At 59.3% G+C, this 26,501-nt stretch carries 25 protein-coding genes and 1 other RNA gene; 22 read left to right on the top strand and 4 right to left on the bottom strand.

Annotated elements, in window-relative coordinates; all coding sequences use genetic code 11:
• The first annotated feature begins 190 nt into the window (after positions 1–190).
• The 5 genes from petA (at position 191) to ACIPIN_RS25365 (ending at position 3,975) form a co-directional block, all read left to right on the top strand.
• Positions 191–784: a ubiquinol-cytochrome c reductase iron-sulfur subunit gene (petA, locus tag ACIPIN_RS25345; protein WP_401123524.1), complete on the top strand. Its 594-nt coding sequence runs from the start codon at positions 191–193 to the stop codon at positions 782–784.
• Positions 784–1,995, top strand: coding sequence for a cytochrome bc complex cytochrome b subunit (locus ACIPIN_RS25350; RefSeq protein WP_201120579.1), 1,212 nt, complete (start codon positions 784–786; stop codon positions 1,993–1,995). Before petA ends, ACIPIN_RS25350 begins: the two co-directional genes overlap by 1 nt.
• Entirely contained in the window at positions 1,995–2,777 is a 783-nt protein-coding gene (locus ACIPIN_RS25355; RefSeq protein WP_401123527.1) for a cytochrome c1, read from the top strand. Before ACIPIN_RS25350 ends, ACIPIN_RS25355 begins: the two co-directional genes overlap by 1 nt.
• Before the next feature lie 150 nt (positions 2,778–2,927).
• Complete coding sequence (locus ACIPIN_RS25360) at positions 2,928–3,545, top strand: glutathione S-transferase N-terminal domain-containing protein (protein ID WP_262115948.1); 618 nt, start codon at positions 2,928–2,930, stop codon at positions 3,543–3,545.
• A gap of 16 nt (positions 3,546–3,561) precedes the next feature.
• Positions 3,562–3,975, top strand: coding sequence for a ClpXP protease specificity-enhancing factor (locus ACIPIN_RS25365; RefSeq protein WP_401123530.1), 414 nt, complete (start codon positions 3,562–3,564; stop codon positions 3,973–3,975).
• Between the two features lie 156 nt (positions 3,976–4,131).
• Here ACIPIN_RS25365 and ACIPIN_RS25370 read toward each other — a convergent pair whose 3' ends face one another.
• The 4 genes from ACIPIN_RS25370 to ACIPIN_RS25385 form a co-directional block, all read right to left on the bottom strand.
• Positions 4,132–4,710 carry a BON domain-containing protein gene (locus tag ACIPIN_RS25370; RefSeq protein ID WP_401123532.1) on the bottom strand — a complete coding sequence of 193 codons (579 nt, stop codon included), beginning with the start codon at positions 4,708–4,710 and terminating at the stop codon, positions 4,132–4,134.
• Positions 4,707–5,300 (bottom strand): phosphoheptose isomerase, encoded by a 594-nt coding sequence (locus ACIPIN_RS25375; RefSeq protein ID WP_007904374.1) that lies wholly within the window; start codon positions 5,298–5,300, stop codon positions 4,707–4,709. The genes ACIPIN_RS25370 and ACIPIN_RS25375 overlap by 4 nt, the downstream gene beginning before the upstream one ends.
• Before the next feature lie 101 nt (positions 5,301–5,401).
• Positions 5,402–5,764 carry a YraN family protein gene (locus ACIPIN_RS25380; RefSeq protein ID WP_019693569.1) on the bottom strand — a complete coding sequence of 121 codons (363 nt, stop codon included), beginning with the start codon at positions 5,762–5,764 and terminating at the stop codon, positions 5,402–5,404.
• The gene (locus tag ACIPIN_RS25385; RefSeq protein WP_401123535.1) at positions 5,764–7,575 is read right to left on the bottom strand and encodes a penicillin-binding protein activator; all 1,812 of its coding nucleotides are present in this window, start codon (positions 7,573–7,575) and stop codon (positions 5,764–5,766) included. The genes ACIPIN_RS25380 and ACIPIN_RS25385 overlap by 1 nt, the downstream gene beginning before the upstream one ends.
• A gap of 208 nt (positions 7,576–7,783) precedes the next feature.
• Between ACIPIN_RS25385 and rsmI the strand changes: the two genes are divergently transcribed.
• The 17 genes from rsmI (at position 7,784) to ftsZ (ending at position 26,320) form a co-directional block, all read left to right on the top strand.
• Positions 7,784–8,656, top strand: coding sequence for a 16S rRNA (cytidine(1402)-2'-O)-methyltransferase (gene rsmI / locus ACIPIN_RS25390; RefSeq protein WP_401123536.1), 873 nt, complete (start codon positions 7,784–7,786; stop codon positions 8,654–8,656).
• A gap of 75 nt (positions 8,657–8,731) precedes the next feature.
• An RNA gene (gene rnpB, locus ACIPIN_RS25395) (RNase P RNA component class A) lies at positions 8,732–9,085 on the top strand.
• Positions 9,086–9,487: 402 nt separating this feature from the next.
• Positions 9,488–9,943, top strand: coding sequence for a division/cell wall cluster transcriptional repressor MraZ (gene mraZ / locus ACIPIN_RS25400; RefSeq protein ID WP_071553412.1), 456 nt, complete (start codon positions 9,488–9,490; stop codon positions 9,941–9,943).
• The gene (gene rsmH, locus ACIPIN_RS25405; RefSeq protein WP_401123540.1) at positions 9,940–10,887 is read left to right on the top strand and encodes a 16S rRNA (cytosine(1402)-N(4))-methyltransferase RsmH; all 948 of its coding nucleotides are present in this window, start codon (positions 9,940–9,942) and stop codon (positions 10,885–10,887) included. The genes mraZ and rsmH overlap by 4 nt, the downstream gene beginning before the upstream one ends.
• Positions 10,884–11,177 carry a cell division protein FtsL gene (gene ftsL, locus ACIPIN_RS25410; protein WP_401123541.1) on the top strand — a complete coding sequence of 98 codons (294 nt, stop codon included), beginning with the start codon at positions 10,884–10,886 and terminating at the stop codon, positions 11,175–11,177. Before rsmH ends, ftsL begins: the two co-directional genes overlap by 4 nt.
• The gene (locus ACIPIN_RS25415; RefSeq protein ID WP_401123564.1) at positions 11,177–12,916 is read left to right on the top strand and encodes a peptidoglycan D,D-transpeptidase FtsI family protein; all 1,740 of its coding nucleotides are present in this window, start codon (positions 11,177–11,179) and stop codon (positions 12,914–12,916) included. Before ftsL ends, ACIPIN_RS25415 begins: the two co-directional genes overlap by 1 nt.
• The gene (locus tag ACIPIN_RS25420) at positions 12,916–14,379 is read left to right on the top strand and encodes a UDP-N-acetylmuramoyl-L-alanyl-D-glutamate--2,6-diaminopimelate ligase (protein ID WP_401123543.1); all 1,464 of its coding nucleotides are present in this window, start codon (positions 12,916–12,918) and stop codon (positions 14,377–14,379) included. The genes ACIPIN_RS25415 and ACIPIN_RS25420 overlap by 1 nt, the downstream gene beginning before the upstream one ends.
• Complete coding sequence (gene murF / locus ACIPIN_RS25425; RefSeq protein WP_401123545.1) at positions 14,372–15,739, top strand: UDP-N-acetylmuramoyl-tripeptide--D-alanyl-D-alanine ligase; 1,368 nt, start codon at positions 14,372–14,374, stop codon at positions 15,737–15,739. Before ACIPIN_RS25420 ends, murF begins: the two co-directional genes overlap by 8 nt.
• Positions 15,739–16,821 (top strand): phospho-N-acetylmuramoyl-pentapeptide-transferase, encoded by a 1,083-nt coding sequence (gene mraY, locus ACIPIN_RS25430; protein ID WP_071553419.1) that lies wholly within the window; start codon positions 15,739–15,741, stop codon positions 16,819–16,821. Before murF ends, mraY begins: the two co-directional genes overlap by 1 nt.
• Before the next feature lie 5 nt (positions 16,822–16,826).
• Positions 16,827–18,173: a UDP-N-acetylmuramoyl-L-alanine--D-glutamate ligase gene (gene murD, locus ACIPIN_RS25435; protein WP_401123548.1), complete on the top strand. Its 1,347-nt coding sequence runs from the start codon at positions 16,827–16,829 to the stop codon at positions 18,171–18,173.
• On the top strand, positions 18,170–19,387 hold the full coding sequence (ftsW, locus tag ACIPIN_RS25440) for a putative lipid II flippase FtsW (RefSeq protein WP_123425029.1): 1,218 nt from the start codon (positions 18,170–18,172) through the stop codon (positions 19,385–19,387). The genes murD and ftsW overlap by 4 nt, the downstream gene beginning before the upstream one ends.
• Positions 19,377–20,447, top strand: a complete 1,071-nt coding sequence (gene murG, locus ACIPIN_RS25445) for an undecaprenyldiphospho-muramoylpentapeptide beta-N-acetylglucosaminyltransferase (protein WP_401123551.1) — start codon at positions 19,377–19,379, stop codon at positions 20,445–20,447. Before ftsW ends, murG begins: the two co-directional genes overlap by 11 nt.
• Complete coding sequence (gene murC, locus ACIPIN_RS25450) at positions 20,440–21,900, top strand: UDP-N-acetylmuramate--L-alanine ligase (protein ID WP_401123554.1); 1,461 nt, start codon at positions 20,440–20,442, stop codon at positions 21,898–21,900. The genes murG and murC overlap by 8 nt, the downstream gene beginning before the upstream one ends.
• Positions 21,897–22,877 carry a D-alanine--D-alanine ligase gene (locus ACIPIN_RS25455; RefSeq protein ID WP_401123556.1) on the top strand — a complete coding sequence of 327 codons (981 nt, stop codon included), beginning with the start codon at positions 21,897–21,899 and terminating at the stop codon, positions 22,875–22,877. The genes murC and ACIPIN_RS25455 overlap by 4 nt, the downstream gene beginning before the upstream one ends.
• A 4-nt stretch (positions 22,878–22,881) precedes the next feature.
• Positions 22,882–23,748, top strand: coding sequence for a cell division protein FtsQ/DivIB (locus ACIPIN_RS25460; protein WP_401123559.1), 867 nt, complete (start codon positions 22,882–22,884; stop codon positions 23,746–23,748).
• A gap of 14 nt (positions 23,749–23,762) precedes the next feature.
• A complete protein-coding gene (ftsA, locus tag ACIPIN_RS25465; protein ID WP_019693553.1) occupies positions 23,763–25,025 on the top strand; it encodes a cell division protein FtsA in 1,263 nt (420 codons plus the stop codon).
• A 104-nt stretch (positions 25,026–25,129) separates the two neighbouring features.
• Positions 25,130–26,320, top strand: a complete 1,191-nt coding sequence (gene ftsZ, locus ACIPIN_RS25470; RefSeq protein WP_123425034.1) for a cell division protein FtsZ — start codon at positions 25,130–25,132, stop codon at positions 26,318–26,320.
• The last annotated feature ends 181 nt before the right edge of the window (positions 26,321–26,501 follow it).

The following is a 26,501-nucleotide window of genomic DNA, read 5'->3' on the forward strand; positions in this document are numbered from 1 at the left end:
ATTTATGGTGTGACAACTTGCCACATTCGTAGAGCCCCTATACTACAAGGCTTGGCGCTGAGCCCGGGTGGTAATTACCTTGTCAGAACTGGGGCTTTTCATTACCATTCTGCAAAATTTTTATAAGTTCAGATTTTTACTTAGTAGATGCCTGATTTAACAGGCCACAAAGCTGATGGGAGAGGACTGAATGAGCAATGACGGCGTGAATGCAGGCCGGCGTCGCTTCTTGGTAGCAGCCTCATCCGTGGTGGGTGCTGCAGGAGCGGTGGGGGCTGCGGTCCCGTTCGTGGGGTCATGGTTTCCCAGTGCCAAGGCGAAAGCCGCAGGTGCACCGGTGAAAGTGAATGTCAGCAAAATCGAACCAGGTCAGCAAATGATTGCTGAGTGGCGCGGTCAGCCGGTATTCATCGTCCGCCGTACCCAGGAGATTTTGGGGAATCTCACAAAGATCGAGGGTGACCTCTCTGATCCAGACTCCAAGAATTCGGTACAACCGACTTACGTGGACCCCAAAACGCGTTCGATCAAGCCAGAAGTTCTGTTGCTGATCGGTATTTGCACGCACTTGGGTTGCTCGCCAACCTTCCGTCCAGAAGTAGCGCCTGCGGATCTTGGTCCGAAATGGGTAGGTGGTTATTTCTGCCCTTGCCACGGTTCCCACTACGATCTGGCTGGCCGCGTCTTCAAGTCGCAACCCGCGCCTTTGAATCTGCCAGTTCCCCCGCATTCCTATGAGTCGAACGACATTATTGTCATCGGCGTCGATACGGAGAAAGCGTGATGAGCAAGTTCATGGATTGGGTTGATGCGCGCTTTCCCGCCACCAAAATGTGGGAAGACCATCTCAGCAAGTACTACGCCCCGAAGAACTTCAACTTCTTCTATTTTTTTGGCTCCCTGGCGCTGTTGGTTCTGGTTAACCAGATCGTAACCGGCGTCTGGCTGACCATGAGCTACACCCCGTCGGCGGAAGAGGCATTCGCCTCCGTCGAATACATCATGCGCGACGTCGAGTACGGCTCGATCCTGCGTCTGCTGCACTCCACCGGCGCTTCGGCGTTCTTCATCGTGGTTTACCTGCATATGTTCCGTGGCTTGCTCTACGGTTCGTACCAGAAACCGCGTGAGCTGGTGTGGGTGTTCGGCATGCTGATCTACCTGGCACTGATGGCTGAAGCCTTCATGGGCTACCTGCTGCCGTGGGGTCAGATGTCCTACTGGGGCGCCCAGGTGATCATCTCGCTGTTCGGTGCGATCCCGGTCATCGGTAACGACCTGACCCAGTGGATCCGTGGTGACTACCTGATTTCGGGCATTACCCTGAACCGCTTCTTCGCCTTGCACGTCGTGGCCTTGCCGATCGTGATTCTCGGTCTGGTGGTGCTGCACGTTTTGGCATTGCACGAAGTCGGTTCGAACAACCCGGACGGCGTGGACATCAAGAAGCACAAAGACGAAAACGGCGTACCGCTGGACGGCATTGCCTTCCACCCGTACTACACCGTGAAAGATATCGTCGGCGTGGTGGTGTTCCTGTTCATCTTCTGCTCGATCGTGTTCTTCTTCCCGGAAATGGGCGGTTACTTCCTCGAGAAGCCGAACTTTGAAGTGGCAAACGCCTTCAAGACCCCGGAACACATTGCCCCGGTCTGGTACTTCACCCCGTTCTACGCGATTCTGCGTGCGATTCCGGACAAGCTCATGGGCGTGGTTGCCATGGGTGCTTCGATTGCCATGCTGTTCGTCCTGCCCTGGCTTGACCGTAGTCCGGTGAAGTCCATGCGCTACAAGGGCTGGCTGAGCAAAATCTGGCTCTGGGTGTTCTGCATCTCCTTCGTGATTCTTGGCTGGCTGGGTGTCATGGCGCCTACCCCGGAACGTACGTTGCTGTCGCAGGTCTGTACCTTCCTGTACTTCGCCTACTTCATTCTGATGCCGTTCTACACCAGGCTCGAGAAGACCAAACCGGTTCCGGAAAGGGTGACTGGCTGATGAAAAAGCTATTTGCTGTACTGATTCTTGCTGCTTTGCCTGTCTTGTCCTTCGCGGCCGAGCATGGTGGTCCAGAGCTGGAAAAAGTCGATATCGACGTCTCCGATAAAGCTGCAATGCAAGATGGCGCACGTACGTTCGCCAACTACTGCATGGGCTGCCACAGTGCCAAGTTCCAGCGCTATGAGCGCGTTGCCGACGATCTGGGGATTCCTCATGATCTGATGCTGAAAAACCTGGTGTTCACGGGCGCCAAGATCGGTGACCACATGAGCACCGGCATGCAGCCGGCAGACGCCAAGGCCTGGTTTGGCGCCGCGCCGCCTGACCTGACGCTGGTGGCTCGCGTTCGTGGGACTGACTGGCTCTACAGCTACCTGCGGTCTTTCTATGAAGACCCTTCGCGCCCTTGGGGTGTGAACAACAAAGTGTTCCCGAACGTCGGTATGCCTAACGTTCTGGTCGGCCTGCAGGGTCGTCAGGTGGTAGGCTGCAAACAAGTTCAAATCGTCGAAAACGGTAAGAAGCAGTATGATCCGCTGACCGGCACGCCGCTGACTCATGAAGCGTGCGATCAGCTGACCATTGTGCCGAAAACTGGTGCGCTGAACGAAGAGCAGTTCGACGAGAAGGTCAAGAATCTGGTGACCTTCCTGGCCTATTCGGCCAACCCGGTGAAGCTGCAGCATCAGCGCATCGGTACCTATGTGTTGCTGTACCTGGCGTTTTTCTTCGTATTCGCTTACTTGCTCAAGCGTGAATACTGGAAAGACGTGCATTGATAAAGCGTTAAGCAATTGCTGTTAATCGCGCGCGCCCAAGGGCGTCTCTGAACGTGTAACGAGTCTGGTCATCCAGGCGTTACGGGAGGCGCCCTCTGGGCGCGCTCGTTTTTCCGCTCCCGATAATTTCAACAAGCGAGGAGGACCGCCATGGGCGTGACCAATCGGTTGGCCTGTTACTCCGACCCCGCCGACCACTATTCCCACCGAGTGCGCATCGTACTGGCAGAGAAGGGTGTCAGCGCCGAGATCATCAGTGTGGAGGCGGGCCGTCATCCGCCAAAACTGATCGAAGTGAACCCTTACGGCAGCTTGCCCACCCTGGTCGATCGTGACCTGGCGTTGTGGGAGTCGACCGTGGTGATGGAATATCTGGATGAGCGTTACCCGCATCCACCTTTGCTGCCGGTTTATCCGGTGGCGCGTGCCAACAGTCGTCTGCTGATTCACCGTATTCAGCGTGACTGGTGTGTGCTGGTGGATCTGATTCTGGATTCGCGGACCAAGGAGCCGGCACGTGTGCAGGCTCGCAAGGAATTGCGTGAAAGCCTGACTGGCGTTTCGCCGCTGTTCGCCGACAAGCCGTTTTTCTTAAGTGAGGAACAAAGTCTGGTGGATTGTTGCCTACTGCCAATACTCTGGCGTTTACCGATTATGGGTATTGAACTGCCGCGGCCTGCCAAGCCGCTGCTTGATTACATGGAGCGCCAGTTTGCGCGTGAGGCTTTCCAGGCGAGTCTGTCTGGTGTCGAACGCGATATGCGCTGAGGCTTAAGGAGCCGCTATGAACTCCAGTCGACCTTATTTGGTCCGCGCGCTCTATGAGTGGATTGTGGACAACGATTGCACCCCGCACATGCTGGTCAATTCCGAGTATCCGTCGGTGCAGGTGCCGCAAGGCTTTGCCAGTGACGGACAGATTGTCCTGAACGTATCGCCTGCGGCGGTACGCCATCTGCACATGGACAACGATGCGGTCAGTTTTGAGGGGCGCTTCGGTGGCGTGCCGCATACGCTGTACGTGCCTATCGCTGCGATCCTAGGCATTTACGCCCGGGAGAACGGTCAGGGCATGGTGTTCGATCTGGAATCGCCTATGGATGACGAGGAAGAGATCGAGCCGGATGATGATCTTCCGCCACCCGACGGCGAGCCACCGCGTCCTAGCGGCCGGCCAAGCTTGAAGGTAGTGAAGTAATAAAAAAGGCGATCCGAATGGATCGCCTTTTTTGTGCCTGCTCTTCGGTACGTCGATACCTCGGTACGCCTGTAGGAGCAAAGCTTGCTCGCGATGGCGGCCTCAAGGACGCCATCGCCGGCAAGCCGTGCTCCTACAGAGGGAGGGCGGCAGGTATCAGTCGATGTACTCGAACAGTTTCACAATCTTCTGTACGCCGGAAACGCCCTGCACCAGATTGGTGGCCTGGTCGGCTTCCTGCTTGGTCACAAGACCCAGCAAGTAGACGATGCCGTTCTCGGTCACGACCTTGATGCGCGAGGCAGGGATGCTGTTGTCGGTGAGCATCTGGGTTTTGATCTTGGTGGTCAGCCAGGCATCGTTATTGCGGGCCAGTATCGACGAAGGCTGCATCACTTGCAGTTCGTTGTGTACGGTCTTGACCCGCTGAACCGCAGCAGCGGCTTGCCCGGCCAGTTCCTTGAGGTCGGGGCGTGGCGTTTGCCCGGCAAGCAGCACGACACCGTTGAAGGTGGTGACGATGATGTGCGAGCCATTCTCCAGGTCCGGGTTGGCCTTGGCCACGTTCACGCCGACCTTGGTTTCGATCAGGGAGTCGTCGATCTTGCTGCCGAGGGTGCGGGTGCCGCGATCGTCTTCAATGGGCGCTTCGCGGCTCGCGGTGAGTACCGAGGTGCAGCCGCTGATGCCCAGGCTTAGAGTCAAGGCCAGAAGGCCAAGGCGATTAAGGGTCATTCTTCACTCCCGAACAATTGGCTGTCGATCAAGTCGCAAAGACAGTGGATCGCCAGCAGGTGGACTTCCTGAATACGTGCAGTGACATTGGCCGGTACGCGAATTTCAACGTCTTCGGGCAATAACAGCGAAGCCATGCCGCCGCCATCGCGCCCAGTCAATGCTACGACAATCATTTCACGATCATGTGCGGCCTGGATCGCTTGAATGATGTTTGCCGAGTTGCCGCTGGTGGAAATCGCCAGCAGTACGTCGCCGGGTTGGCCGAGCGCGCGGATCTGTTTGGAGAAGATTTCGTTGTAGCTGTAGTCGTTGGCGATCGAGGTGATCGTCGAGCTGTCGGTGGTCAGTGCAATGGCCGGCAGGCTCGGGCGTTCGCGCTCGAAGCGGTTGAGCAGCTCGGAGGAGAAGTGTTGCGCGTCACCGGCTGAACCGCCGTTGCCGCACGAGAGCATTTTGCCTTCGTTGAGCAGGGCGTTGACCATCACTTGGCTGGCTTGCTCGATGTGCGGTGCAAGTACGTCCATCGCCTGTTGCTTGGTATCGATACTGGCCTGAAAAAGCTGGCGAATTCGGGATTGCATGTCCATCTGTGTGACCTTAAGTAGCGCGGCTTGGTGGCACAGCAATGTGCGGCCCGCAAAGCAAAGAGCAAAAGTGTTGAGTGAAGATCGGCCTTGCCTTTGAGCAGTCAGCTGTCAAAGGCGTTCCTTAGCCAGTTCAAATGAGCCGCGCTGCCGTCTATGGCAACCACATCGAAACGGCAGGGGGAGTTGGCCCAGCGCGACTCGCGCTGCAGAAAATACTGCGCGGCGAGTATCAGTTTCTGGCGCTTGCGCGCATCGATGCTGCCGAGCGCGCCACCCCATTGGGTGTTTTGTCTGTAGCGGACTTCGACGAATACTACTGTATCGCCGTCAAGCATGACCAGATCAAGCTCGCCGCGTTTACACAACCAGTTCTGCGCCAGGAGGCGCAGACCTTGTTGCTGGAGATGCTTGAGCGCCTGGCTTTCGGCATCTCGACCGCTTTGTTGGCGTGACCTGTCGGGCATCAGCGTGGTGTGTCGGGCAGGCGTTGAACCTGACCGTTGATGAACTGTGCCCACGGCAGCTGACGTTGAACGCGTTGCGACGATGTCATGCTCAGGGTGCCCGACTGACCTTCGATGGAGCTGTCTGGCAGTGCCTTGAGTTGGCCCAGGCGCGGAGCCAGGCGATAGGCATCGACACCCATTGCATAGAGGCGGCCCAGGCTGCCTGCGGCTTGTGGCCATTGGGTGGTCACTTGCCTGCGCAGTGGGTCGTTGGCGTCCAGCAGCCATGGGGTTTCGCAGAAGCGAATGCCGTTCATGTCGTTGTACTGGTTCTGGTCGCCGCTGGCGCTGAACACGTGGGAGGTGGCGTAAACCGGTACGTCACCTGCGTATTGGAAGTTCAGTGTTGGTTTGATCTGCTGGGCTTGTTGCGGTGTCGAGGCGAGGAAGATGAACTCGATGTCCTGACGGCGCGAAGGCTGTGCAGCAACCTGTGAGCCTACGGTGCTTTGCAGGCTCTTGGCGCGACCTTCGCTCTGGCGCAGCTGGAACAGGTCGGCGATTTGCTGAGCCAGGGCCACCGGTTGATCAACACGTTCGATGCCCACGACAGTGCCGCCGTTGGCTTCCCAATCCTGACGGAAGGCTTTGAGTACACGATCGCCCCATTCGCCTTTCGGCACCAGGGCAGCAGCGCGATGCAGGCCGTCGGCACGTGCGCGACGGGAAACTTCGCGGGCTTCGTCTTCGGCAGCCAGACCGAACTGGAACAGTTGGGCCGGACCTTGTTCGCCTTCGCTGTAGTTCAGCGCCAGCGTGGTGATCGGCAGTTGCGGGCGAGCGCTGAGTTGTTTGACCAGCGGTTTCTCCAGCGGGCCGATGACCAGTTGCACGCCGTCGGCTTGTGCCTTGCGATAGAAGTCATCCAGCGAAGTCAGGTGCGAGCTGTCATAGAACTCGATGGCAGGCGGCTTCTGTCCGGCTTGTTGAGCCTGATAGTGAGCGGCCATGAACCCTTCGCGCAGTGCTTTGGCGACCGACGCCAGCGGGCCGTCTTGCGGCAGCAGCAGGCCGATCTTGCTGACCGGTTGGCTGGCCAGTTCCTTGAGTTTGGTCAAGGGCAGTGGCAGCACAATAGCGGCAGGGTGTTTAGGGTGCTGTGCGCGCCAGTTGTCGATAGCGGCCTGTTGTTGTTCCAGCGTGCTGGCGTTTTTTACCGCCACGGCCAGGCTCATCCAGCCGCCGAGGTCATCGGTGGTGATGGGTTGCAGTTGATCGGTCGGCAAGGACGCAATGAGTGCCCAGATGGCCTCATGGTTTTTGCTGGCCGCATCACCGCTGAGCAGCGGGGCGATAAAGATGCGCTCGCGGGCGGCGGCCAGGGTCTGGCCGTCGGCTTCAAGGGCGCGGGCATGGACGGTGCCGGTGCGCACTTGCTGTTCGACCGGCAGCTCACTCAGGCGTTGCAGGCTCGGATGGCTCAGGGCAGTCAGCGCCGCCTTGGGCTGGTTGCGAGTCATCGCCAGTTCGGCGGCCAGGGTGCTGGCGAAGACCTGTTGGCCAGGCTTCAGCTGGTCCATTGGGACCTGTTGAAGGATTTGTGCGGACTGGCCGGCATTGCCCTGGCGGTAGGCCAGGTCTGCCGCGCCCAGGCGCAACAGGGCAGCCTTTTCTGGAGTTTTGCTGCTGGCAGCCTGTTCGAGCAATTGCTCGATACTGGCATCCGCAGTCCGTGGAAGTTCGCCAAGGCTGGAGGAGGGCGAGCTGGCGCAAGCCGCCAACAGAGCAGCAAGGCAGAGGGCAGAGAACAGCCGCAGGCAAGCGATCATGTAATGTTCCTGATACTCGATCAAATTAGCGTGGAATTGTACCCAAGCACTGGCCGGGGCGCGATGTTACTGGCGTTAAACGTTCAATTTAGATCGTGTAAATGTTACGGAGCTCAACAAAAGGCTGCGGCGCAAGATGGTTGCGGCGCGCATTCAAAGCGCTTCTACGCGCTACAATGCCGGTTTTACCGATCATGAGGTGTGCGCTTTGACTGCTCCAGGTGCTTTGAATTCCGCTGCTGGCTCGCTTTATGTGGTGGCGACGCCCATCGGCAACCTGGACGACATCAGCGCGCGTGCGCTGAAAATCTTGCGTGAGGTGGCGTTGATCGCTGCTGAAGACACTCGTCACTCCTTGCGGTTGCTCCAGCATTTCGGGATCGCCACGCCTCTGGCGGCGTGTCATGAGCACAACGAACGCGATGAAGGCAGTCGCTTTATCACGCGCTTGCTGGCCGGTGACAATGTCGCGCTGATCTCCGACGCGGGTACGCCGCTGATCTCTGACCCGGGTTATCACCTGGTGCGTCAGGCGCGGGCGGCAGGTATCAATGTAGTGCCGGTTCCCGGTGCTTGCGCGCTGATTGCTGCGTTGTCTGCGGCGGGGTTGCCGTCAGACCGGTTCATCTTCGAAGGCTTTTTGCCGGCCAAGGTTGTGGGTCGACGTGCGCGCCTGGAGTCCATAAAAGAAGAGCCGCGCACACTGATCTTTTACGAAGCGCCGCACCGGATTCTTGAATGCTTGCAGGATATGGAGTTGGTGTTCGGAGCAGAGCGTCCGGCCTTGCTCGCTCGCGAGCTGACCAAAACCTTTGAAACGCTCAAGGGACTGCCGTTGGCCGAGCTGCGGGCATTCGTTGAAAACGATAGCAATCAGCAGCGCGGCGAGTGCGTGGTGTTGGTGGCGGGCTGGTCGGCGCCGGAGAGTGAGGAGGCGGTGAGTAGCGAGGCGATGCGTATTCTCAATCTGCTACTCGAAGAAATGCCACTCAAGCGTGCCGCGGCTCTGGCGGCGCAAATTACCGGTGAGCGCAAGAATGTTCTCTATCAAGTCGCCCTGGATAAACAGAAAGGCGAGTAAGAACGCGGGTTGCGGGGCGGCAAAAGGCTTTTATCGCTTGTTCTTCGGGCTCTCTGCCGTTAACCTTTGCGGCGGAGAGTCGATTGGACAGTCGCTGCCCTCTATGAAAATTAGGGGGGGGAGGAAAGTCCGGGCTCCATAGGGCGAAGTGCCAGGTAATGCCTGGGAGGCGTGAGCCTACGGAAAGTGCCACAGAAAATAACCGCCTAAGCACTTCGGTGCCGGTAAGGGTGAAAAGGTGCGGTAAGAGCGCACCGCACGACTGGCAACAGTTCGTGGCTAGGTAATCCCCACTTGGAGCAAGACCAAATAGGGTCCCAAGGCGTGGCCCGCGCTGGGACCGGGTAGGTTGCTAAAGATGTCCAGTGATGGCCATCGTAGACGAATGACTGTTCAAGACAGAACCCGGCTTATAGATCGACTCTCCACCTTTTTGTTCCTTCGGCTTGAATCTTTGGCGGAAGGACGTGGTAATACTGATTGGCCATCTGCTGCCCCCCTGCAGAGGCTCCGATACAGTAGTGATTACCCTCCCTGCTTGAATCAATAGCAGAAGCGCATTTGTAATACCGAAAAAATCTTACTCTTAACAAATCACTTTAACTTCTGAACGTAGCCTTCAGTGCTGCTTCAAGTTATTGAGCTAAATCATCCGCCAAATACTCGTAACCCCTTCTTTTACAGCGCTAAATCTCCGATCTGTAAGGGTTTTCCTTCAATCCGCGCCTTGACGGTGTGGTGGGCGCATTCCTATAGTGTGCGCAAGTGGCGGAAAGTGGCATGAAGTGGGTTTTTTAAGCGTAAAACGCTAAAATTTGGAGAAACGCTGACGTGTTTCGCGGAGCTAACGCTATCAGTCTCGATGCAAAAGGCCGTCTCGCCATGCCGAGCCGGTATCGTGACGAGCTCGTTTCGCGAAGTTCCGGGCAATTAATTGTCACAATTGATGCCGTTGATCCTTGTTTGTGTGTTTACCCACTTGATGAGTGGGAGCTGATTGAAACCAAACTGCGCGCACTGCCTTCGCTTCGCGAAGAGAACCGCCGTTTGCAACGTTTGCTGATTGGTAATGCCGTCGACCTCGAGCTCGATAGCAGTGGTCGTTTTCTGGTTCCACCGCGTCTGCGCGAATACGCCAAGCTGGATAAGCGCGCGATGCTGGTAGGCCAACTGAACAAGTTCCAATTGTGGGACGAGGATGCCTGGGATGCAGTTTCTGCTGCTGACCTGGCTGCTATTCAACAACCGGGCGCCATGCCTGATGAACTGCGTGATTTGATCCTGTGACTATTGATAGCGGCTTTAACCACATCACCGTACTGCTTGACGAAGCCGTTGAGGCTCTCGCCGTACGCCCTGATGGCTGCTATCTGGATGGCACGTTCGGGCGCGGCGGGCATAGCCGTCTGATTCTCAGCCAGCTCGGTCCCGATGGTCGGTTGCTGGGGTTCGATAAAGATCCTCAGGCGATTGCCACCGGGCAAACGCTAGCGGCCGAAGACGGCCGCTTTGTCGTTGTGCAGCGCAGCTTTGCCGAGTTCGGTTCGGAAGTTGCCGAGCGCGGTCTGGCCGGCAAGGTCAGCGGCGTTCTGCTCGACCTGGGCGTATCTTCGCCACAGCTCGACGACCCGGAGCGTGGCTTCAGTTTCCTCAATGATGGTCCGCTGGACATGCGCATGGACCCGTCTCGCGGGATCAGTGCGGCAGAGTTCGTCAACACCGCACCCGTCGAAGAAATTGCCCGCGTGTTCAAGGAATACGGCGAAGAGCGTTTCTCCGGTCGTATGGCCCGTGCCGTGGCCGAGCGCCGCGACATCAAGCCCTTCGAGCGCACTGGCGATCTGGCTGAAGTCCTGAAAGTGGCCAATCCTGCCTGGGAAAAGGGCAAGAACCCGGCGACCCGTGCGTTCCAGGGCCTGAGAATTCACGTCAACAACGAGTTGGGCGATCTTGAAACGGGTCTCGAAGCCGCGCTGGAAGCCCTCGAAGTGGGCGGCCGTCTGGTGGTGATCAGTTTCCACTCGCTGGAAGACCGCATCGTCAAACAGTTCATGCGCAAACTGGTCAAGGGTGAAACCGATAACCTGCCGCGCAACCTGCCGGTACGTTTCGAAGCCTTTGTGCCGAAAATCAAAATTCATGGCAAACCGCAGTTCGCCGGCGAAGCCGAACTCAAAGCCAACCCTCGTTCCCGTAGCGCCGTCATGCGTGTGGCGGAGAAACTTCGGTGAGCAAGCTCTTCGCCAAGCCACTTCCAGGCGGAAGCTTTTTCATGCTGCTGCTATTTCTCGCCGTATTGGTCTCCGCGATCGGGGTTTCCTATAGCGCCCACTGGAACCGTCAGCTGCTGAACTCGCTGTTCAACGAGTTGAGTGTGCGCGACAAGGCGCAGGCAGAGTGGGGCCGGTTGATTCTCGAGCAGAGCACCTGGACCGCCCACAGCCGCATCGAAGTATTGGCCACCGAACAACTGAAGATGCGCATTCCCGGCGCCGCTGAAGTACGGATGGTGGCGCCATGATGAAACTCGAAGGGGCGCTCTTCCCGTGGCGGTTTCGTGTGGTGCTCGGCTTGCTGGGCGTCATGGTGGCGGCCATCGCCTGGCGCATTATCGACCTGCAAGTGATCGACCGTGACTTCCTGATTGGTCAGGGCGACGCGCGCAGTGTTCGACACATCCCGATTCCGGCTCACCGTGGTTTGATCACCGACCGCAACGGCGAGCCGTTGGCCGTGAGTACCCCGGTCACCACCCTGTGGGCCAATGCCAAGGAAATGCAACTGGCCAAGGAGAAGTGGCCGGCACTGGCGGCTGCGCTGGGTCAAGACCCTAAAGCCCTGACCGAGCGACTCGAAGCCCAGGCCAATAAAGAATTCATCTATCTGGTGCGCGGGCTGACCCCCGAGCAGGGCCAGGTTGTGCTTGATCTGAAAGTGCCGGGCGTTTATGGCATCGAAGAATTCCGGCGTTTCTACCCGGCCGGTGAAGTCACTGCGCACATGGTCGGCTTTACCGACATTGATGACCACGGGCGCGAAGGCGTAGAGCTGGCGTACGACGAATGGCTGGCCGGTGTCGCCGGCAAACGTCAGGTCATCAAGGACCGGCGCGGCAGACTGATCAAAGACGTTCAAGTGACCAAAAACGCCAAGGCCGGCAAGCCCTTGGCGTTGTCGATTGACCTGCGTCTGCAGTACCTGGCCAACCGCGAGCTGCGCAACGCGATCATCGAGAACGGCGCCAAGGCCGGCAGTCTGGTGATCATGGACGTCAAGACCGGCGAGATCCTCGCCATGGTCAACCAGCCGACCTACAACCCGAACAACCGTCGCTACCTGCAACCGGCGATGATGCGTAACCGCGCGATGATCGACGTGTTCGAACCGGGTTCGACCATGAAAGCGATCTCCATGAGCGCCGCGCTGGAAACCGGGCGCTGGAAACCGAGCGACACCGTCGAGGTGTACCCGGGCTCCTTGCAGATTGGCAAGTACACCATCAAGGACGTATCGAAGACCGAAGGCCCGGTGCTCGACCTGACCGGTATTCTGATCAACTCCAGTAACGTCGGCATGAGTAAGGTCGCCTTCGATATCGGCGGCGAAACCATTTTCCGCCTGGCGCAGAAAGTCGGTCTCGGCCAGGACACAGGCCTGGGCTTCCCGGGCGAGCGTGTCGGCAACCTGCCGAATTATCGCGAATGGCGCAAAGCCGAGACGGCCACGCTGTCGTACGGCTATGGCATTTCGGTGACCGCGATTCAACTGGTCCACGCCTTCTCGGCGCTGGCCAACAACGGCCGTATTGCGCCGCTGACCCTGATCAAGACCGACAAGGCAGCGCAAACCACCCAAGTGATTCCGGAAGCCGTGGCGAAAACCATGCAGGGCATGTTGCAGCAAGTGATCGAAGCCCCGCGCGGTGTATTCCGTGCGCAAGTGCCGGCCTATCACGTCGCTGGCAAGTCTGGTACTGCCCGTAAAACGTCGGTGGGCACCAAAGGCTATGCCGAGAATTCCTACCGCTCGCTGTTCGCAGGTTTTGGTCCGATGAGCGATCCGCGTTACGCCATCGTTGTAGTCATCGACGAACCGAGCAAGGCCGGCTACTTCGGTGGTCTGGTTTCGGCGCCGGTGTTCAGCAAAGTGATGTCCGGAACCCTGCGTCTGATGAACGTTACGCCGGACAACCTGCCGACCACTCAGCAAGCTAACGCTGCTCCGGTCACCCCTGTTAAAACCAATGGAGGGCGCGGCTGATGTCTCTTAGCCTGAACAAGATTTTCGCCCACGCTGGCCGTGATCTGTTGATTCGCGAACTGACCCTGGACAGCCGCAATGTTCGGGCAGGCGACCTGTTCCTGGCCGTCCCTGGCGGCAAGTTCGATGGTCGTGCACACATTGCCGACGCCTTGCAGCGCGGTGCCGCAGCTGTCGCTTATGAAGTTGAAGGCGCGACCGTCCTGCCGATTACCGAAGTACCGCTGATTCCGGTCAAGGGCCTGGCTGCGCAGCTATCAGACATCGCCGGGCGTTTTTATGGCGACCCGAGCCGCAACCTGAACCTGATTGGCGTGACCGGCACCAACGGTAAAACCAGCGTGACCCAACTGGTCGCACAGGCGCTGGATCTGCTGGGTCAGCATTGCGGCATCGTTGGCACCCTGGGCAGCGGTTTTTACGGCGCACTGGAAAGTGGCCTGCACACCACCCCGAACCCGATTGCCGTACAGGCGACCCTGGCCGACCTGAAAAAGGCCGGCGCCAAAGCCGTGGCCATGGAAGTGTCCTCCCACGGTCTGGACCAGGGGCGCGTCACCGCACTGGCGTTCGATGTGGCGGTGATGACCAACCTGTCGCGCGATCACCTGGATTATCACGGGACGATGCAAGCCTACGGCGAGGCCAAGGCCAAGCTGTTCGACTGGAACGATCTGAAGTGCCGGGTAATCAATCTCGACGACGAATTCGGTCGGCAACTGGCTGCTGAAAAACGTGAGTCGCGCCTGATCACCTACAGTCTCGAAGATTCCAGCGCTTATCTGTATTGCCGTGAAGCGCATTTCGATGATGAAGGCGTGCGCGCTACGTTGGTGACGCCGCAGGGTGAACACCATTTGCGCAGTGCCTTGCTCGGTCGTTTCAATCTGAGCAACGTGTTGGCCGCTGTCGGTGCCTTGCTCGGTCTGGATTACGCGCTGGATGAAATCCTCCGTGTGCTGCCAAAACTCGAAGGCCCGGCCGGTCGCATGCAGCGCCTGGGCGGCGGCACTCAGCCGCTGGTGGTGGTCGACTACGCCCACACCCCGGATGCGCTGGAAAAAGTGTTGATGGCTCTGCGTCCGCACGCCAAGGGCAAATTACTCTGCCTGTTCGGTTGCGGCGGTGATCGCGATCGCGGCAAGCGTCCGCTGATGGCCGAAGTGGTCGAGCGTCTGGCGGACGGCGTGCTGGTCACCGATGACAACCCGCGCAGTGAAGACCCTGCACAGATTTTCGACGACATCCGCGCCGGTTTCACGGCTGTGGATAACGTCCGTTTCGTCGCCGGCCGTGACCAGGCGATTGCCCAGTTGATCGCCAGCGCCAGCGCGGATGACGTGATTGTTCTGGCCGGTAAAGGTCACGAGGACTATCAGGAAATCAATGGCGAACGCCATGACTTCTCCGATCTGGTGGAGGCCGACCGTGCCTTGACCGCGTGGGAGGTGGCCCATGCTTAAAGCTTTGAAACTGAGCGAAGTGGCGGGTCCATTGGCCGGCCGTCTGCTGGCTGCCGATAGCAGCTTCGATGGCGTCAGCATCGACAGCCGGGCGATCAAGCCGGGCCAGTTGTTTGTTGCCCTGACCGGGCCACGTTTCGATGGTCATGACTACCTGAACGACGTTGCTGCCAACGGTGCGGTCGCAGCCCTGGTCGAGCGTGAAGTGGCAAACGCCACATTGCCGCAACTGCTGGTCAAGGACACCCGTCAGGCCTTGGGCGAACTTGGCGCGCTGAACCGTGCGGCGTATTCGAACCCGGTCGCGGCGATTACCGGCTCCAGCGGCAAAACCACGGTCAAGGAGATGCTCGCGAGCATCCTGCGTACGCGCGGGCCGGTACTGGCGACCCGTGGCAACCTGAACAATGACCTCGGCGTTCCGCTGACCTTGCTCGAACTGGCCCAGGAACACACCGCGGCCGTGATCGAACTCGGTGCTTCGCGGATCGGCGAGATTGCCTACACCGTCGGCATGACCAAACCGCATGTGGCCGTGATCAACAATGCCGGGACCGCTCACGTCGGTGAATTCGGCGGGCCGGAAAAAATCGTTGAAGCCAAGGGCGAGATTCTGGAAGGGCTGGACGCCGATGGCGTCGCCGTTCTGAACCTCGACGACAAGGCTTTTGATATCTGGAAGAAGCGTGTCGCCGGTCGCCAGGTGCTGAGCTTTGCCCTGAACGACAGCCGTGCCGATTTCCACGCCAGCGATCTGGACCGTGATGCACGCGGTTGCCCGTCCTTCAAGCTGCACAGCCCGCAAGGTGTCGAGCACGTTCAGCTGAACCTGCTCGGCAACCACAACGTTGCCAACGCCCTGGCCGCCGCGGCGGCTGCCCATGCCTTGGGCGTGTCGCTCTTCGGTATCGCCACGGGACTGAATGCGGTGCAACCGGTCAAGGGCCGTGCCGTCGCGCAACTGGCGACCAACGGCATGCGCGTAATTGATGATTCTTACAACGCGAACCCCACCTCGATGTGCGCCGCCGTTGATATACTCGCCGGCTTTTCCGGCCGCACCGTTCTGGTGCTCGGAGATATTGGCGAGTTGGGTAAGTGGGCGGAGCAGGGGCACCGCGACGTTGGCGCGTATGCCAGCGGCAAGGTCTCCGCGCTTTACGCCGTTGGCCCGATGATGGCGCATGCCGTCGCAGCCTTCGGTGAGCAGGCTCGTCACTTTGCCAATCAGGCTGATCTGATCGCGGCGCTGGGCGCCGAACACGATACAAACACCACTATTTTGATCAAGGGCTCGCGCAGCGCTGCGATGGAAAACGTCGTTGCGGCTTTGTGCGGTTCGAGCGGGGAGAAACATTAATGCTGCTGTTGTTAGCGGAGTATCTGCAACAGTTCTACAAAGGCTTCGCGGTCTTTCAGTACCTGACCCTGCGCGGGATTCTCGGTGTGCTGACCGCGTTGTCGTTGTCGCTGTGCCTGGGTCCATGGATGATCCGCACCTTGCAGAACCGCCAGATCGGTCAGTCGGTTCGCAATGACGGCCCGCAATCGCACCTCTCAAAATCGGGTACTCCGACCATGGGCGGCGCGCTGATTCTGACCGCCATCGGCGTCAGCACCTTGCTCTGGGCTGACCTGCACAACCGTTATGTCTGGGTCGTGTTGCTGGTTACCCTGCTGTTCGGTGCCGTGGGCTGGGTCGACGATTACCGCAAAGTGATCGAGAAGAACTCCCGTGGCTTGCCGAGCCGCTGGAAATACTTCTGGCAGTCGGTGTTCGGCCTCGGTGCGGCGATCTTTCTTTATATGACCGCAACGTCGCCGGTGGAAACCACCCTGATCCTGCCGATGCTCAAGGACTACAGCATTCCGCTGGGCGCGGGCTTCATCGTCCTGACCTACTTCGTGATTGTCGGCTCCAGCAACGCGGTCAACCTGACCGACGGCCTCGACGGCCTGGCGATCATGCCAACCGTGATGGTTGGCGGCGCACTGGGGATCTTCTGCTACCTGTCGGGTAACGTGAAATTCGCCGAATACCTGCTGATCCCTTATGTCCCGGGCGCAGGTGAGTTGATCGTGTTCTGCGGCGCACTGATCGGTGCCGGCCTGGGTTTCCTCTGGTTCAACACTTATCCGGCTCAAGTGTTCATGGGCGACGTCGGCGCACTGGCGCTGGGCGCGGCTCTGGGCACCATCGCTGTGATCGTTCGTCAGGAAATCGTCCTGTTCATCATGGGCGGTGTGTTCGTGATGGAAACCCTGTCGGTGGTCATTCAGGTTGCCTCTTTCAAGCTGACCGGCCGCCGCGTGTTCCGCATGGCACCGATTCACCACCACTTTGAACTCAAGGGCTGGCCCGAGCCACGCGTGATCGTCCGTTTCTGGATCATCACCGTCATTCTCGTACTGGTCGGCCTTGCCACCCTGAAGCTGAGGTAGAACGAGTGTCTCTGATCGCTTCTGACCACTTCCGCATCGTTGTCGGCCTCGGCAAGAGCGGCATGTCCCTGGTTCGCTTCCTGGCGAACCGGGGCGTGTCGTTCGCTGTCGCCGATACGCGGGAAAATCCACCGGAACTGGTCACGCTACGCCGTGACTATCCGCACGTGGAAGTGCGTTGTGGCGAGCTGGATGTTGAATTCCTTTGCCGTGCCGACGAGCTCTACGTGAGCCCGGGCCTGGCCTTGGCGACTCCGGCCCTGCAAGCGGCCGCGGCCCGTGGCGTGAAGCTGTCGGGTGACATCGAGCTGTTCGCGCGTAACGCGAAGGCACCGATTGTTGCCATCAGCGGCTCCAATGCGAAAAGCACCGTGACCACCCTGGTCGGCGAAATGGCGGCAGCGGCCGGCAAGCGCGTGGCGGTGGGCGGCAACCTCGGTACTCCGGCACTCGACCTGCTGAGCGACGACGTCGAGCTGTACGTGATGGAACTCTCGAGCTTCCAGCTGGAAACCACCGACCATCTGGGCGCCGAAGTGGCCACCGTGCTGAACGTCAGCGAAGACCATATGGACCGTTACAGCGGCCTGCCGGCGTATCACCTGGCCAAACACCGGATTTTCCGTGGCGCGAAGCAAGTGGTGGTCAATCGTCAGGATGCGCTGAGCCGTCCGTTGATGGGCGAGGGCCTGCCATGCTGGACCTTTGGTCTGAGCAAACCTGATTTCAAGGCCTTTGGTCTGCGCGAGGAGAATGGCGAGAAGTATCTGGCCTTTGAATTCCAGAACCTGATGCCAGTGCGTGAACTGAAAATTCGTGGCGCGCATAACCAGTCCAACGCTCTTGCGGCCTTGGCCCTGGGGCACGCCGTTGGCCTGCCGTTCGACGCCATGCTGTCGAGCCTGCGCACCTTCGCCGGGCTTGAGCATCGCTGCCAGTGGGTCCGTGACCTGGATGGCGTGAGTTATTACAACGATTCCAAAGCCACCAACGTTGGCGCCGCTCTGGCCGCTATCGAAGGCCTGGGCGCGGACATCGAAGGCAAACTGGTGCTGATTGCCGGTGGCGACGGCAAAGGTGCCGAGTTCAAGGATTTGCGTGATCCGGTCGCGGCCAACTGCCGCGCAGTGGTGTTGATGGGCCGTGATTCCGAGCTGATTGGCCAGGCCATCGGCGATGCCGTGCCACTGATTCGGGTCAATTCGCTGATCGAAGCCGTCGAGCAATGCCGCGCTATCGCCCAGCCAGGCGATGCCGTGCTGTTGTCGCCGGCGTGCGCCAGTTTCGACATGTTCAAGAACTACGAAGAGCGCGGGCATCTGTTCGCTCAGGCCGTGGAGGACTTGGCATGAGCTTGAGAAACATCATCAAGCCGTATCCGTCGCCGATCATCACCGGGCGCGGTATCGACCTCGACTTCCCGATGCTCGCGGGTTGCCTGGCGTTGCTCGGCCTGGGGCTGGTCATGATCGCCTCGGCATCGACCGAAGTGGCGGCGGTGCAGTCGGGCAGTGCCCTGTATTACATGATTCGTCACCTGATTTACGTCGTGCTCGGCTTGGGTGCCTGCATCGTCACCATGATGATCCCGATCGCTACCTGGCAACGCCTGGGCTGGCTGATGCTGATCGGCGCGTTCGGTTTGCTGGTGATGGTGATCGTCCCGGGGATCGGCCGCGAAGTGAACGGTTCGATGCGCTGGATCGGTTTCAGTTTCTTCAACGTCCAGCCCTCCGAGATTGCCAAGGTGTTCGTGGTGATCTACCTCGCCGGTTATCTGGTGCGTCGGCAGAAAGAAGTTCGCGAGAGCTGGATGGGCTTCTTCAAGCCGTTCATCGTGTTGCTGCCAATGGCCGGTCTGCTGCTGATGGAGCCGGACTTCGGTGCCACCGTCGTGATGATGGCGGCGGCTGCGGCGATGCTGTTCCTGGGCGGGGTCGGGCTGTTCCGTTTTTCCTTGATGGTTGTCCTGGCTGTCGGGGCGGTGGTGTTGTTGATTCAAGTGCAACCGTATCGAATGGCGCGCCTGACCAACTTTGCGGATCCATGGGCCGACCAGTTCGGCGCCGGCTATCAGTTGTCTCAAGCATTGATCGCCTTCGGTCGCGGCGAATGGCTGGGCGTTGGCCTGGGCAACAGCGTGCAGAAACAGTTCTACCTGCCGGAAGCCCACACTGACTTCGTGTTCTCGGTCCTGGCCGAAGAGCTGGGTGCCGTGGGTTCCTTGTGCACGGTCGCACTGTTCGTCTTTGTCTGTATTCGTGGCATGTACATCGGTTTGTGGGCAGAAAAGGCCAAACAATTCTTCGCCGCTTACGTCGCCTACGGCCTGTCGTTCCTGTGGATTGGTCAGTTCCTGATCAACATCGGGGTGAACGTCGGCCTGCTGCCGACCAAGGGTCTGACCTTGCCGTTCCTCAGTTATGGCGGCAGTTCGTTGGTGATCTGCTGCGCCTGTCTTGGCTTGCTGTTGCGTATTGAATGGGAGAGTCGAACCCACTTGGGCAGCGAAGAGATGGAGTTCAGTGAGAGCGACTTCGCTGAGGAGCCGACCCATGGGCGCTAACGTGCTGATCATGGCGGGCGGCACCGGCGGCCACGTGTTCCCGGCGCTGGCTTGCGCTCGCGAGTTTCAGGCACGCGGTTACACCGTGCACTGGCTCGGGACGCCACGCGGGATCGAAAACGAATTGGTTCCGGCGGCGGGTCTGCCGTTGCACCTGATCAACGTCAGCGGCCTGCGTGGCAAGAGCAAGCTGTCGTTGCTCAAGGCGCCTTTTGTATTGCTCAAGGCGATCTGGCAGGCACGTGCCGTCATCCGTCAGCTGAAACCGGTCTGCGTACTGGGCTTTGGCGGATATGTCACCGGCCCCGGCGGTGTAGCGGCCAAATTGGCCGGTGTGCCCGTCATCGTTCATGAGCAGAACGCCGTTGCCGGTACCGCCAATCGGTTGCTGGTGCCGTTGGCCGCGCGAGTCTGCGAAGCTTTCCCGGACACCTTTGCTGCCAGTGGCAGCCGGCGCACTACCGGTAACCCGGTGCGCACCGAGTTGTTCCTCGATACACCGCGTTCAGCCCTGGCCGGACGCAAAGCGCGTTTGCTGATCCTGGGCGGAAGCCTTGGCGCAGAACCGTTGAACAAATTGCTGCCTGAAGCCCTGTCGCTGGTTCCTGCTGAACTGCGCCCGGAAGTGTTTCATCAGGCCGGTAAAAACCACGATGAAGTGACTGCCGAGCGCTATCGCACTGCCGGTGTCGAGGCGCAAGTGCAGCCTTTCATCAAAGACATGGCCCAAGCCTATGGCTGGGCCGACCTGGTGGTCTGTCGCGCAGGCGCGCTGACTGTCAGTGAGCTGGCTGCTGCCGGTCTGCCCTCGATGCTGGTGCCTTTGCCCCACGCGATCGACGATCACCAGACCCGCAATGCCGAATATTTGGCTCGTGAAGGCGCTGCCTTCCTGATGCCGCAAAGAACGACTGGCGCAGCGGATCTCGCTGCACGCCTGACAGAGGTTTTGATGCAACCGCAACGACTCAACGACATGGCTGGCGCCGCTCGTCGCCTGGCCAAACCTGATGCAACCCGCAACGTAGTCGATATCTGTCTGGAGGTGGTTCATGGTTGAGAATCAGAAAGCCATGCCGCAACCGGAGATGCGCCGTATCCGTCGCATTCACTTCGTCGGAATCGGCGGTGTGGGCATGTGCGGGATTGCCGAAGTACTGCTGAACCTGGGCTATCAAGTGTCCGGTTCCGACCTGAAAGCGTCGCCTGTGACCGAGCGTCTCGAATCGTTCGGCGCACAGATCTTTATCGGCCACCGCGCCGAGAACAGCGCGAGCGCCGATGTACTGGTGGTGTCGAGCGCCGTGAACACTTCCAACCCGGAAGTCGCGACGGCTCTGGAACGTCGTATTCCAGTGGTGCCGCGTGCTGAAATGCTCGCCGAGCTGATGCGCTACCGCCACGGCATCGCCGTCGCCGGTACTCACGGCAAAACCACCACCACCAGCCTGATCGCTTCGGTGTTTGCGGCCGGTGGTCTGGATCCGACCTTCGTTATCGGTGGCCGTCTGAATGCAGCGGGCACCAATGCCCAGCTGGGTACCAGCCGTTACCTGATCGCCGAAGCCGACGAAAGCGACGCCAGTTTCCTGCACTTGCAGCCGCTGGTGGCCGTGGTCACCAACATCGACGCCGATCATATGGCGACCTACGACGGTGACTTCAACAAACTGAAGAAAACCTTCGTCGAATTCCTCCACAACCTGCCGTTCTACGGTCTGGCGGTGATGTGCCTGGACGACCCGGTGGTGCGTGAAATCCTGCCGCTGGTCAAACGTCCGACCATGACCTACGGCTTCAGCGAAGACGCCGACGTGCGCGCCATCAATGTTCGCCAGCAAGGCATGCAGACCTTCTTCACCGTGCTGCGTCCTGATCGTGAACCGCTGGATGTCTCGGTGAACATGCCGGGCAACCACAACGTACTGAATTCCCTGGCGACTATCTGCATCGCGACCGACGAGGGCGTCAGCGATGAAGCCATCGTTCAAGGGCTGTCGGGCTTCCAGGGTGTTGGCCGACGCTTCCAGGTCTACGGCGAGCTGCCGGTCGAAGGCGGCCACGTGATGTTGGTGGACGATTACGGTCACCACCCGACCGAAGTCGCTGCCGTGATCAAAGCCGTGCGCGGTGGCTGGCCAGATCGCCGTCTGGTGATGGTTTACCAGCCGCACCGTTACAGCCGCACCCGCGACCTGTACGACGATTTCGTCAATGTACTGGCTGACGCCAACGTCCTGTTGCTGATGGAAGTCTATCCAGCCGGCGAAGAACCGATTCCGGGTGCCGATAGTCGCAAGCTGTGCAACAGCATTCGCCAGCGCGGTCAGCTCGACCCGATCTACATCGAGCGCGGTGTCGACCTCGCGCCGCTGGTCAAACCGCTGCTGCGTGCCGGCGACATCCTGCTGTGCCAGGGCGCCGGTGATATCGGCGGTCTTGCACCGAAACTGTTGAATAGTCCTTTGTTCGCGGGTGCCGTTGTCGCTCCTAGCGAGGGGAAGTTGAAATGACTGCTGCCTACGCCAACCTGTTCTCGACAATCGCCCCGAAAGACTTCGGCCGCGTTGCTGTGCTGTTCGGTGGCAAAAGCGCCGAACGTGAGGTCTCGCTGAAATCCGGTAATGCGGTGCTTGAAGCGCTGCAAAGTGCCGGCGTGGATGCGTTCGGTATCGACGTCGGCGACGATTTCCTGCAGCGCCTGCTGAACGAAAAAATCGATCGCGCCTTTATCATTCTCCACGGTCGTGGCGGTGAAGACGGCAGCATGCAGGGCCTGCTCGAATGCGCAGGGATTCCGTACACAGGCAGCGGCATCCTTGCTTCTGCGCTGGCCATGGACAAGCTGCGGACCAAACAGGTCTGGCACAGCCTGGGTATTCCGACGCCACGTCACGCGGTACTGAGCAACGAAACCGACTGTATTTTGGCGGCGACGGAACTGGGCTTCCCTTTGATCGTCAAACCGGCGCATGAAGGTTCAAGTATCGGTATGGCCAAAGTGACTTCGGCAGCTGAATTGATCGAAGCCTGGAAAGCGGCCAGTACCTACGATTCGCAAGTGTTGGTCGAGCAATGGATTCAAGGTCCGGAGTTCACCATCGCCACCCTGCGTGATCAGGTGTTGCCACCGATCGCTCTGGGCACGCCACACACTTTCTATGACTACGACGCCAAGTACCTGGCTTCCGATACCCAGTACCGGATCCCGTGCGGCCTCGATAGCGCCAAAGAACAAGAGCTCATGGACCTCACGGCAAAAGCCTGTGAGGCGCTGGGTATCGCCGGTTGGGGACGGGCTGACGTGATGCAGGACGCCGATGGGCAGTTCTGGTTCCTGGAAGTCAACACCGCACCGGGCATGACCGATCACAGTCTGGTCCCAATGGCCGCACGCGCTGCCGGCCTGGATTTCCAACAGTTGGTGTTGGCGATCCTGGCGGCAAGTGTTGTCGGTAACGCTGCCAGTAACAAAGAGCCGCGAGGTTAAGTCCATGCAAGGCGCCCAGCTACGTCATCAGCCATCCGCACCCGGCCGCAAGCCGGTACCGCGGGGTGCCAGCCGAATGGTGGCCAAAGAGCCGATGTCGGTGCGCCTGCCGAAAGCCAATTTTGGTTTTCTCAAAGCCTTGTTCTGGCCCGTGCTGTTGGTCGCTTTGGGGTTCGGTACTTACGTCGGTGCACAGCGTTTGCTGCCGTACGCCGACCGGCCGATCACCAAGATCAACGTGCAGGGCGATTTGAGTTACATAAGCCAGCAAGCGGTGCAGCAGCGGATCGCCCCGTACGTGGCGGCGAGCTTCTTCACCATTGACCTGGCGAGCATGCGTACCGAGCTGGAACAGATGCCATGGATTGCACACGCCGAAGTGCGTCGCGTCTGGCCTGACCAGGTGGTGATTCGTCTGGAAGAACAACTGCCCGTGGCCCGTTGGGGCGACGAAGCACTGTTGAACAACCAGGGCCAGGCATTTACGCCACGTGAATTGGCCAACTACGAACATTTGCCACAGCTGTTCGGCCCACAGCGGGCTCAGCAGCAAGTGATGCAGCAGTATCAGGTGTTGAGCCAGATGTTACGGCCATTGGGCTTCTCGATTGCCCGGCTGGAATTGCGTGAACGCGGCAGCTGGTTTCTGACCACTGGCGCGGGTAGCGCGGGCCCTGGGATCGAGCTGTTGCTGGGTCGCGATCACCTGGTAGAAAAGATGCGCCGCTTCATTGCCATCTACGACAAGACGCTTAAAGAACAGATTACGAACATTGCGCGCATCGACCTGCGTTATGCCAACGGCCTGGCCGTCGGCTGGCGGGAACCTGTAGCGCCCACGGCGGCCCAACCCGCCGTCGCGAAGAATTGAGAAGAGGCAGGACCATGGCAAACGTGCAAAGCGGCAAAATGATCGTCGGTCTGGATATCGGTACCTCCAAGGTGGTGGCGCTGGTAGGCGAGGTCGCGGCCGATGGCCAACTGGAAATCGTCGGGATCGGTACTCACCCGTCCCGCGGCCTGAAGAAGGGCGTGGTGGTGAATATCGAATCCACCGTGCAGTCCATTCAGCGTGCGATCGAAGAAGCGCAACTGATGGCCGGTTGCCGGATTCACTCGGCGTTCGTCGGCGTGGCCGGCAATCACATTCGCAGCCTGAACTCCCACGGCATCGTGGCGATTCGTGATCGCGAAGTCAGCTCGGCCGACCTTGAGCGCGTGCTCGATGCTGCCCAGGCCGTGGCCATTCCGGCGGATCAGCGAGTTCTGCACACGCTGCCGCAGGATTACGTGATCGATAACCAGGAAGGCGTGCGTGAGCCTCTGGGCATGTCCGGCGTACGTCTGGAAGCCAAGGTCCACGTGGTTACCTGCGCGGTGAACGCGGCACAGAACATTGAAAAATGCGTGCGTCGTTGCGGTCTGGAGATCGACGACATCATTCTCGAGCAGCTCGCTTCCGCGTACTCGGTGCTGACCGATGACGAGAAAGAGCTGGGCGTGTGCCTGGTGGACATCGGTGGTGGTACCACCGACATCGCGATCTTCACCGAAGGCGCGATTCGCCATACCGCGGTGATCCCGATTGCCGGTGATCAGGTGACCAACGACATCGCCATGGCGTTGCGCACTCCGACCCAGTACGCCGAAGAAATCAAGATTCGTTACGCCTGCGCCCTGGCCAAACTGGCCGGCGCTGGTGAAACCATCAAGGTCCCAAGTGTCGGTGACCGTCCGCCGCGCGAGCTGTCCCGTCAGGCTTTGGCCGAAGTGGTCGAGCCGCGTTACGACGAGCTGTTCACACTGATCCAGGCCGAGCTGCGTCGCAGCGGCTACGAAGACCTGATCCCGGCCGGCATCGTGCTGACCGGCGGTACCTCGAAGATGGAAGGCGCGGTCGAGTTGGCCGAAGAGATTTTCCACATGCCGGTTCGCCTGGGCGTGCCGCATGGCGTCAGAGGCCTGGACGACGTAGTGCGCAACCCGATTTATTCCACCGGTGTTGGTTTGCTGATGTATGGCCTGCAAAAGCAGTCCGATGGCATTTCCTTCTCCGGGATCAGCAGCAGTCGCGATAGCTACAACAATGACGAGGCCAAGAGCCCGTTGATCGATCGCATCAAAAGCTGGGTCCAGGGCAATTTTTAAAGATTTACCGTAATACAGCAGCAACAAGCTTCAAGCGGCAAGCAACAAGTAAAAAGCAGTAGGCGCAGTAGGCGAAAAAACTAGAGAATGTAAGGAGAGGGAAAATGTTCGAACTCGTAGACAACATCCCCGCAAGCCCGGTTATTAAAGTTATCGGTGTTGGCGGTGGCGGCGGCAACGCTGTCAATCACATGGTCAAGAGCAACATTGAAGGCGTTGAGTTCATCTGCGCCAACACTGATGCCCAAGCGCTGAAAAGCATCGGCGCGCGGACCATCCTGCAACTGGGCACCGGCGTGACCAAAGGTCTGGGTGCTGGCGCGAACCCTGAGGTCGGTCGTCAGGCCGCTCTGGAAGACCGCGAGCGCATCGCCGAAGTGCTGCAAGGCACCAACATGGTGTTCATCACCACGGGCATGGGCGGCGGTACCGGTACCGGTGCTGCGCCGATCATTGCCGAAGTGGCCAAGGAAATGGGGATCCTCACCGTTGCGGTGGTGACTCGTCCGTTCCCGTTCGAAGGTCGCAAGCGCATGCAGATCGCCGACGAAGGCATCCGTCTGCTGTCTGAAAGCGTCGACTCGTTGATCACCATTCCCAACGAGAAGTTGCTGACCATCCTCGGTAAAGACGCCAGCCTGCTGTCGGCTTTCGCCAAGGCTGACGACGTTCTGGCCGGTGCCGTTCGCGGTATCTCCGACATCATCAAGCGTCCAGGCATGATCAACGTCGACTTCGCCGACGTGCGTACCGTGATGAGCGAAATGGGCATGGCGATGATGGGCACTGGCTGCGCCAGCGGTCCGAACCGTGCACGTGAAGCGACCGAAGCGGCAATCCGCAACCCGCTGCTCGAAGACGTGAACCTGCAAGGTGCACGCGGTATTTTGGTGAACATCACCGCCGGTCCTGACCTATCCTTGGGTGAGTACTCCGACGTGGGTAGCATCATCGAAGCGTTCGCTTCCGAGCACGCCATGGTCAAGGTCGGTACCGTTATCGATCCGGACATGCGCGACGAGCTGCACGTGACCGTGGTAGCCACGGGTCTGGGCGCAAAAATCGAGAAGCCTGTGAAGGTTATCGACAATACCGTTCACACCTCCATGGCTTCTCAGTCGCAACCGGCACCCGCTCGTCAGGAACAGCCTGCGGTGAACTACCGTGACCTGGACCGTCCGACCGTCATGCGCAACCAGGCTCAGGCCGGTGCTGCGACTGCCGCGAAGATGAATCCACAAGACGATCTGGACTACCTGGACATCCCGGCATTCCTGCGTCGTCAGGCCGATTGATGGAATGTATCAGGGCTATGAAGGTGATTGGTGTTCAGCAAAGGTCTGGTCTGCTATTATCGCCAGCCTTTGTTGATACCAGTTCGAAATTTGCTCTGAAGCGGCCCAAGCAATGATTAAACAACGAACGCTGAATAATATTATCCGTGCCACATGTGTAGGCCTGCACTCCGGGGTTATG

Source organism: Pseudomonas sp. NPDC087697, from assembly GCF_044743155.1.
Taxonomy (GTDB): domain Bacteria; phylum Pseudomonadota; class Gammaproteobacteria; order Pseudomonadales; family Pseudomonadaceae; genus Aquipseudomonas.

Bases quoted from the DNA above. Each gene is read 5' to 3' on its own strand.
- mraY (WP_071553419.1), top strand. From the start codon at position 15,739: ATGCTGCTGTTGTTAGCGGAGTATCTGCAACAGTTCTACAAAGGCTTC.
- murC (WP_401123554.1), top strand. From the start codon at position 20,440: ATGGTTGAGAATCAGAAAGCCATGCCGCAACCGGAGATGCGCCGTATC.
- ACIPIN_RS25385 (WP_401123535.1), bottom strand. From the start codon at position 7,575: ATGATCGCTTGCCTGCGGCTGTTCTCTGCCCTCTGCCTTGCTGCTCTG.
- murG (WP_401123551.1), top strand. From the start codon at position 19,377: ATGGGCGCTAACGTGCTGATCATGGCGGGCGGCACCGGCGGCCACGTG.
- ACIPIN_RS25375 (WP_007904374.1), bottom strand. From the start codon at position 5,300: ATGGACATGCAATCCCGAATTCGCCAGCTTTTTCAGGCCAGTATCGAT.
- murF (WP_401123545.1), top strand. From the start codon at position 14,372: ATGCTTAAAGCTTTGAAACTGAGCGAAGTGGCGGGTCCATTGGCCGGC.
- ftsZ (WP_123425034.1), top strand. From the start codon at position 25,130: ATGTTCGAACTCGTAGACAACATCCCCGCAAGCCCGGTTATTAAAGTT.
- ftsA (WP_019693553.1), top strand. From the start codon at position 23,763: ATGGCAAACGTGCAAAGCGGCAAAATGATCGTCGGTCTGGATATCGGT.
- ACIPIN_RS25355 (WP_401123527.1), top strand. From the start codon at position 1,995: ATGAAAAAGCTATTTGCTGTACTGATTCTTGCTGCTTTGCCTGTCTTG.
- ftsW (WP_123425029.1), top strand. From the start codon at position 18,170: ATGAGCTTGAGAAACATCATCAAGCCGTATCCGTCGCCGATCATCACC.
- ACIPIN_RS25365 (WP_401123530.1), top strand. From the start codon at position 3,562: ATGAACTCCAGTCGACCTTATTTGGTCCGCGCGCTCTATGAGTGGATT.
- ACIPIN_RS25350 (WP_201120579.1), top strand. From the start codon at position 784: ATGAGCAAGTTCATGGATTGGGTTGATGCGCGCTTTCCCGCCACCAAA.
- ACIPIN_RS25370 (WP_401123532.1), bottom strand. From the start codon at position 4,710: ATGACCCTTAATCGCCTTGGCCTTCTGGCCTTGACTCTAAGCCTGGGC.
- ACIPIN_RS25380 (WP_019693569.1), bottom strand. From the start codon at position 5,764: ATGCCCGACAGGTCACGCCAACAAAGCGGTCGAGATGCCGAAAGCCAG.
- petA (WP_401123524.1), top strand. From the start codon at position 191: ATGAGCAATGACGGCGTGAATGCAGGCCGGCGTCGCTTCTTGGTAGCA.
- ACIPIN_RS25455 (WP_401123556.1), top strand. From the start codon at position 21,897: ATGACTGCTGCCTACGCCAACCTGTTCTCGACAATCGCCCCGAAAGAC.
- ACIPIN_RS25415 (WP_401123564.1), top strand. From the start codon at position 11,177: ATGAAACTCGAAGGGGCGCTCTTCCCGTGGCGGTTTCGTGTGGTGCTC.
- ACIPIN_RS25420 (WP_401123543.1), top strand. From the start codon at position 12,916: ATGTCTCTTAGCCTGAACAAGATTTTCGCCCACGCTGGCCGTGATCTG.
- ACIPIN_RS25460 (WP_401123559.1), top strand. From the start codon at position 22,882: ATGCAAGGCGCCCAGCTACGTCATCAGCCATCCGCACCCGGCCGCAAG.
- ACIPIN_RS25360 (WP_262115948.1), top strand. From the start codon at position 2,928: ATGGGCGTGACCAATCGGTTGGCCTGTTACTCCGACCCCGCCGACCAC.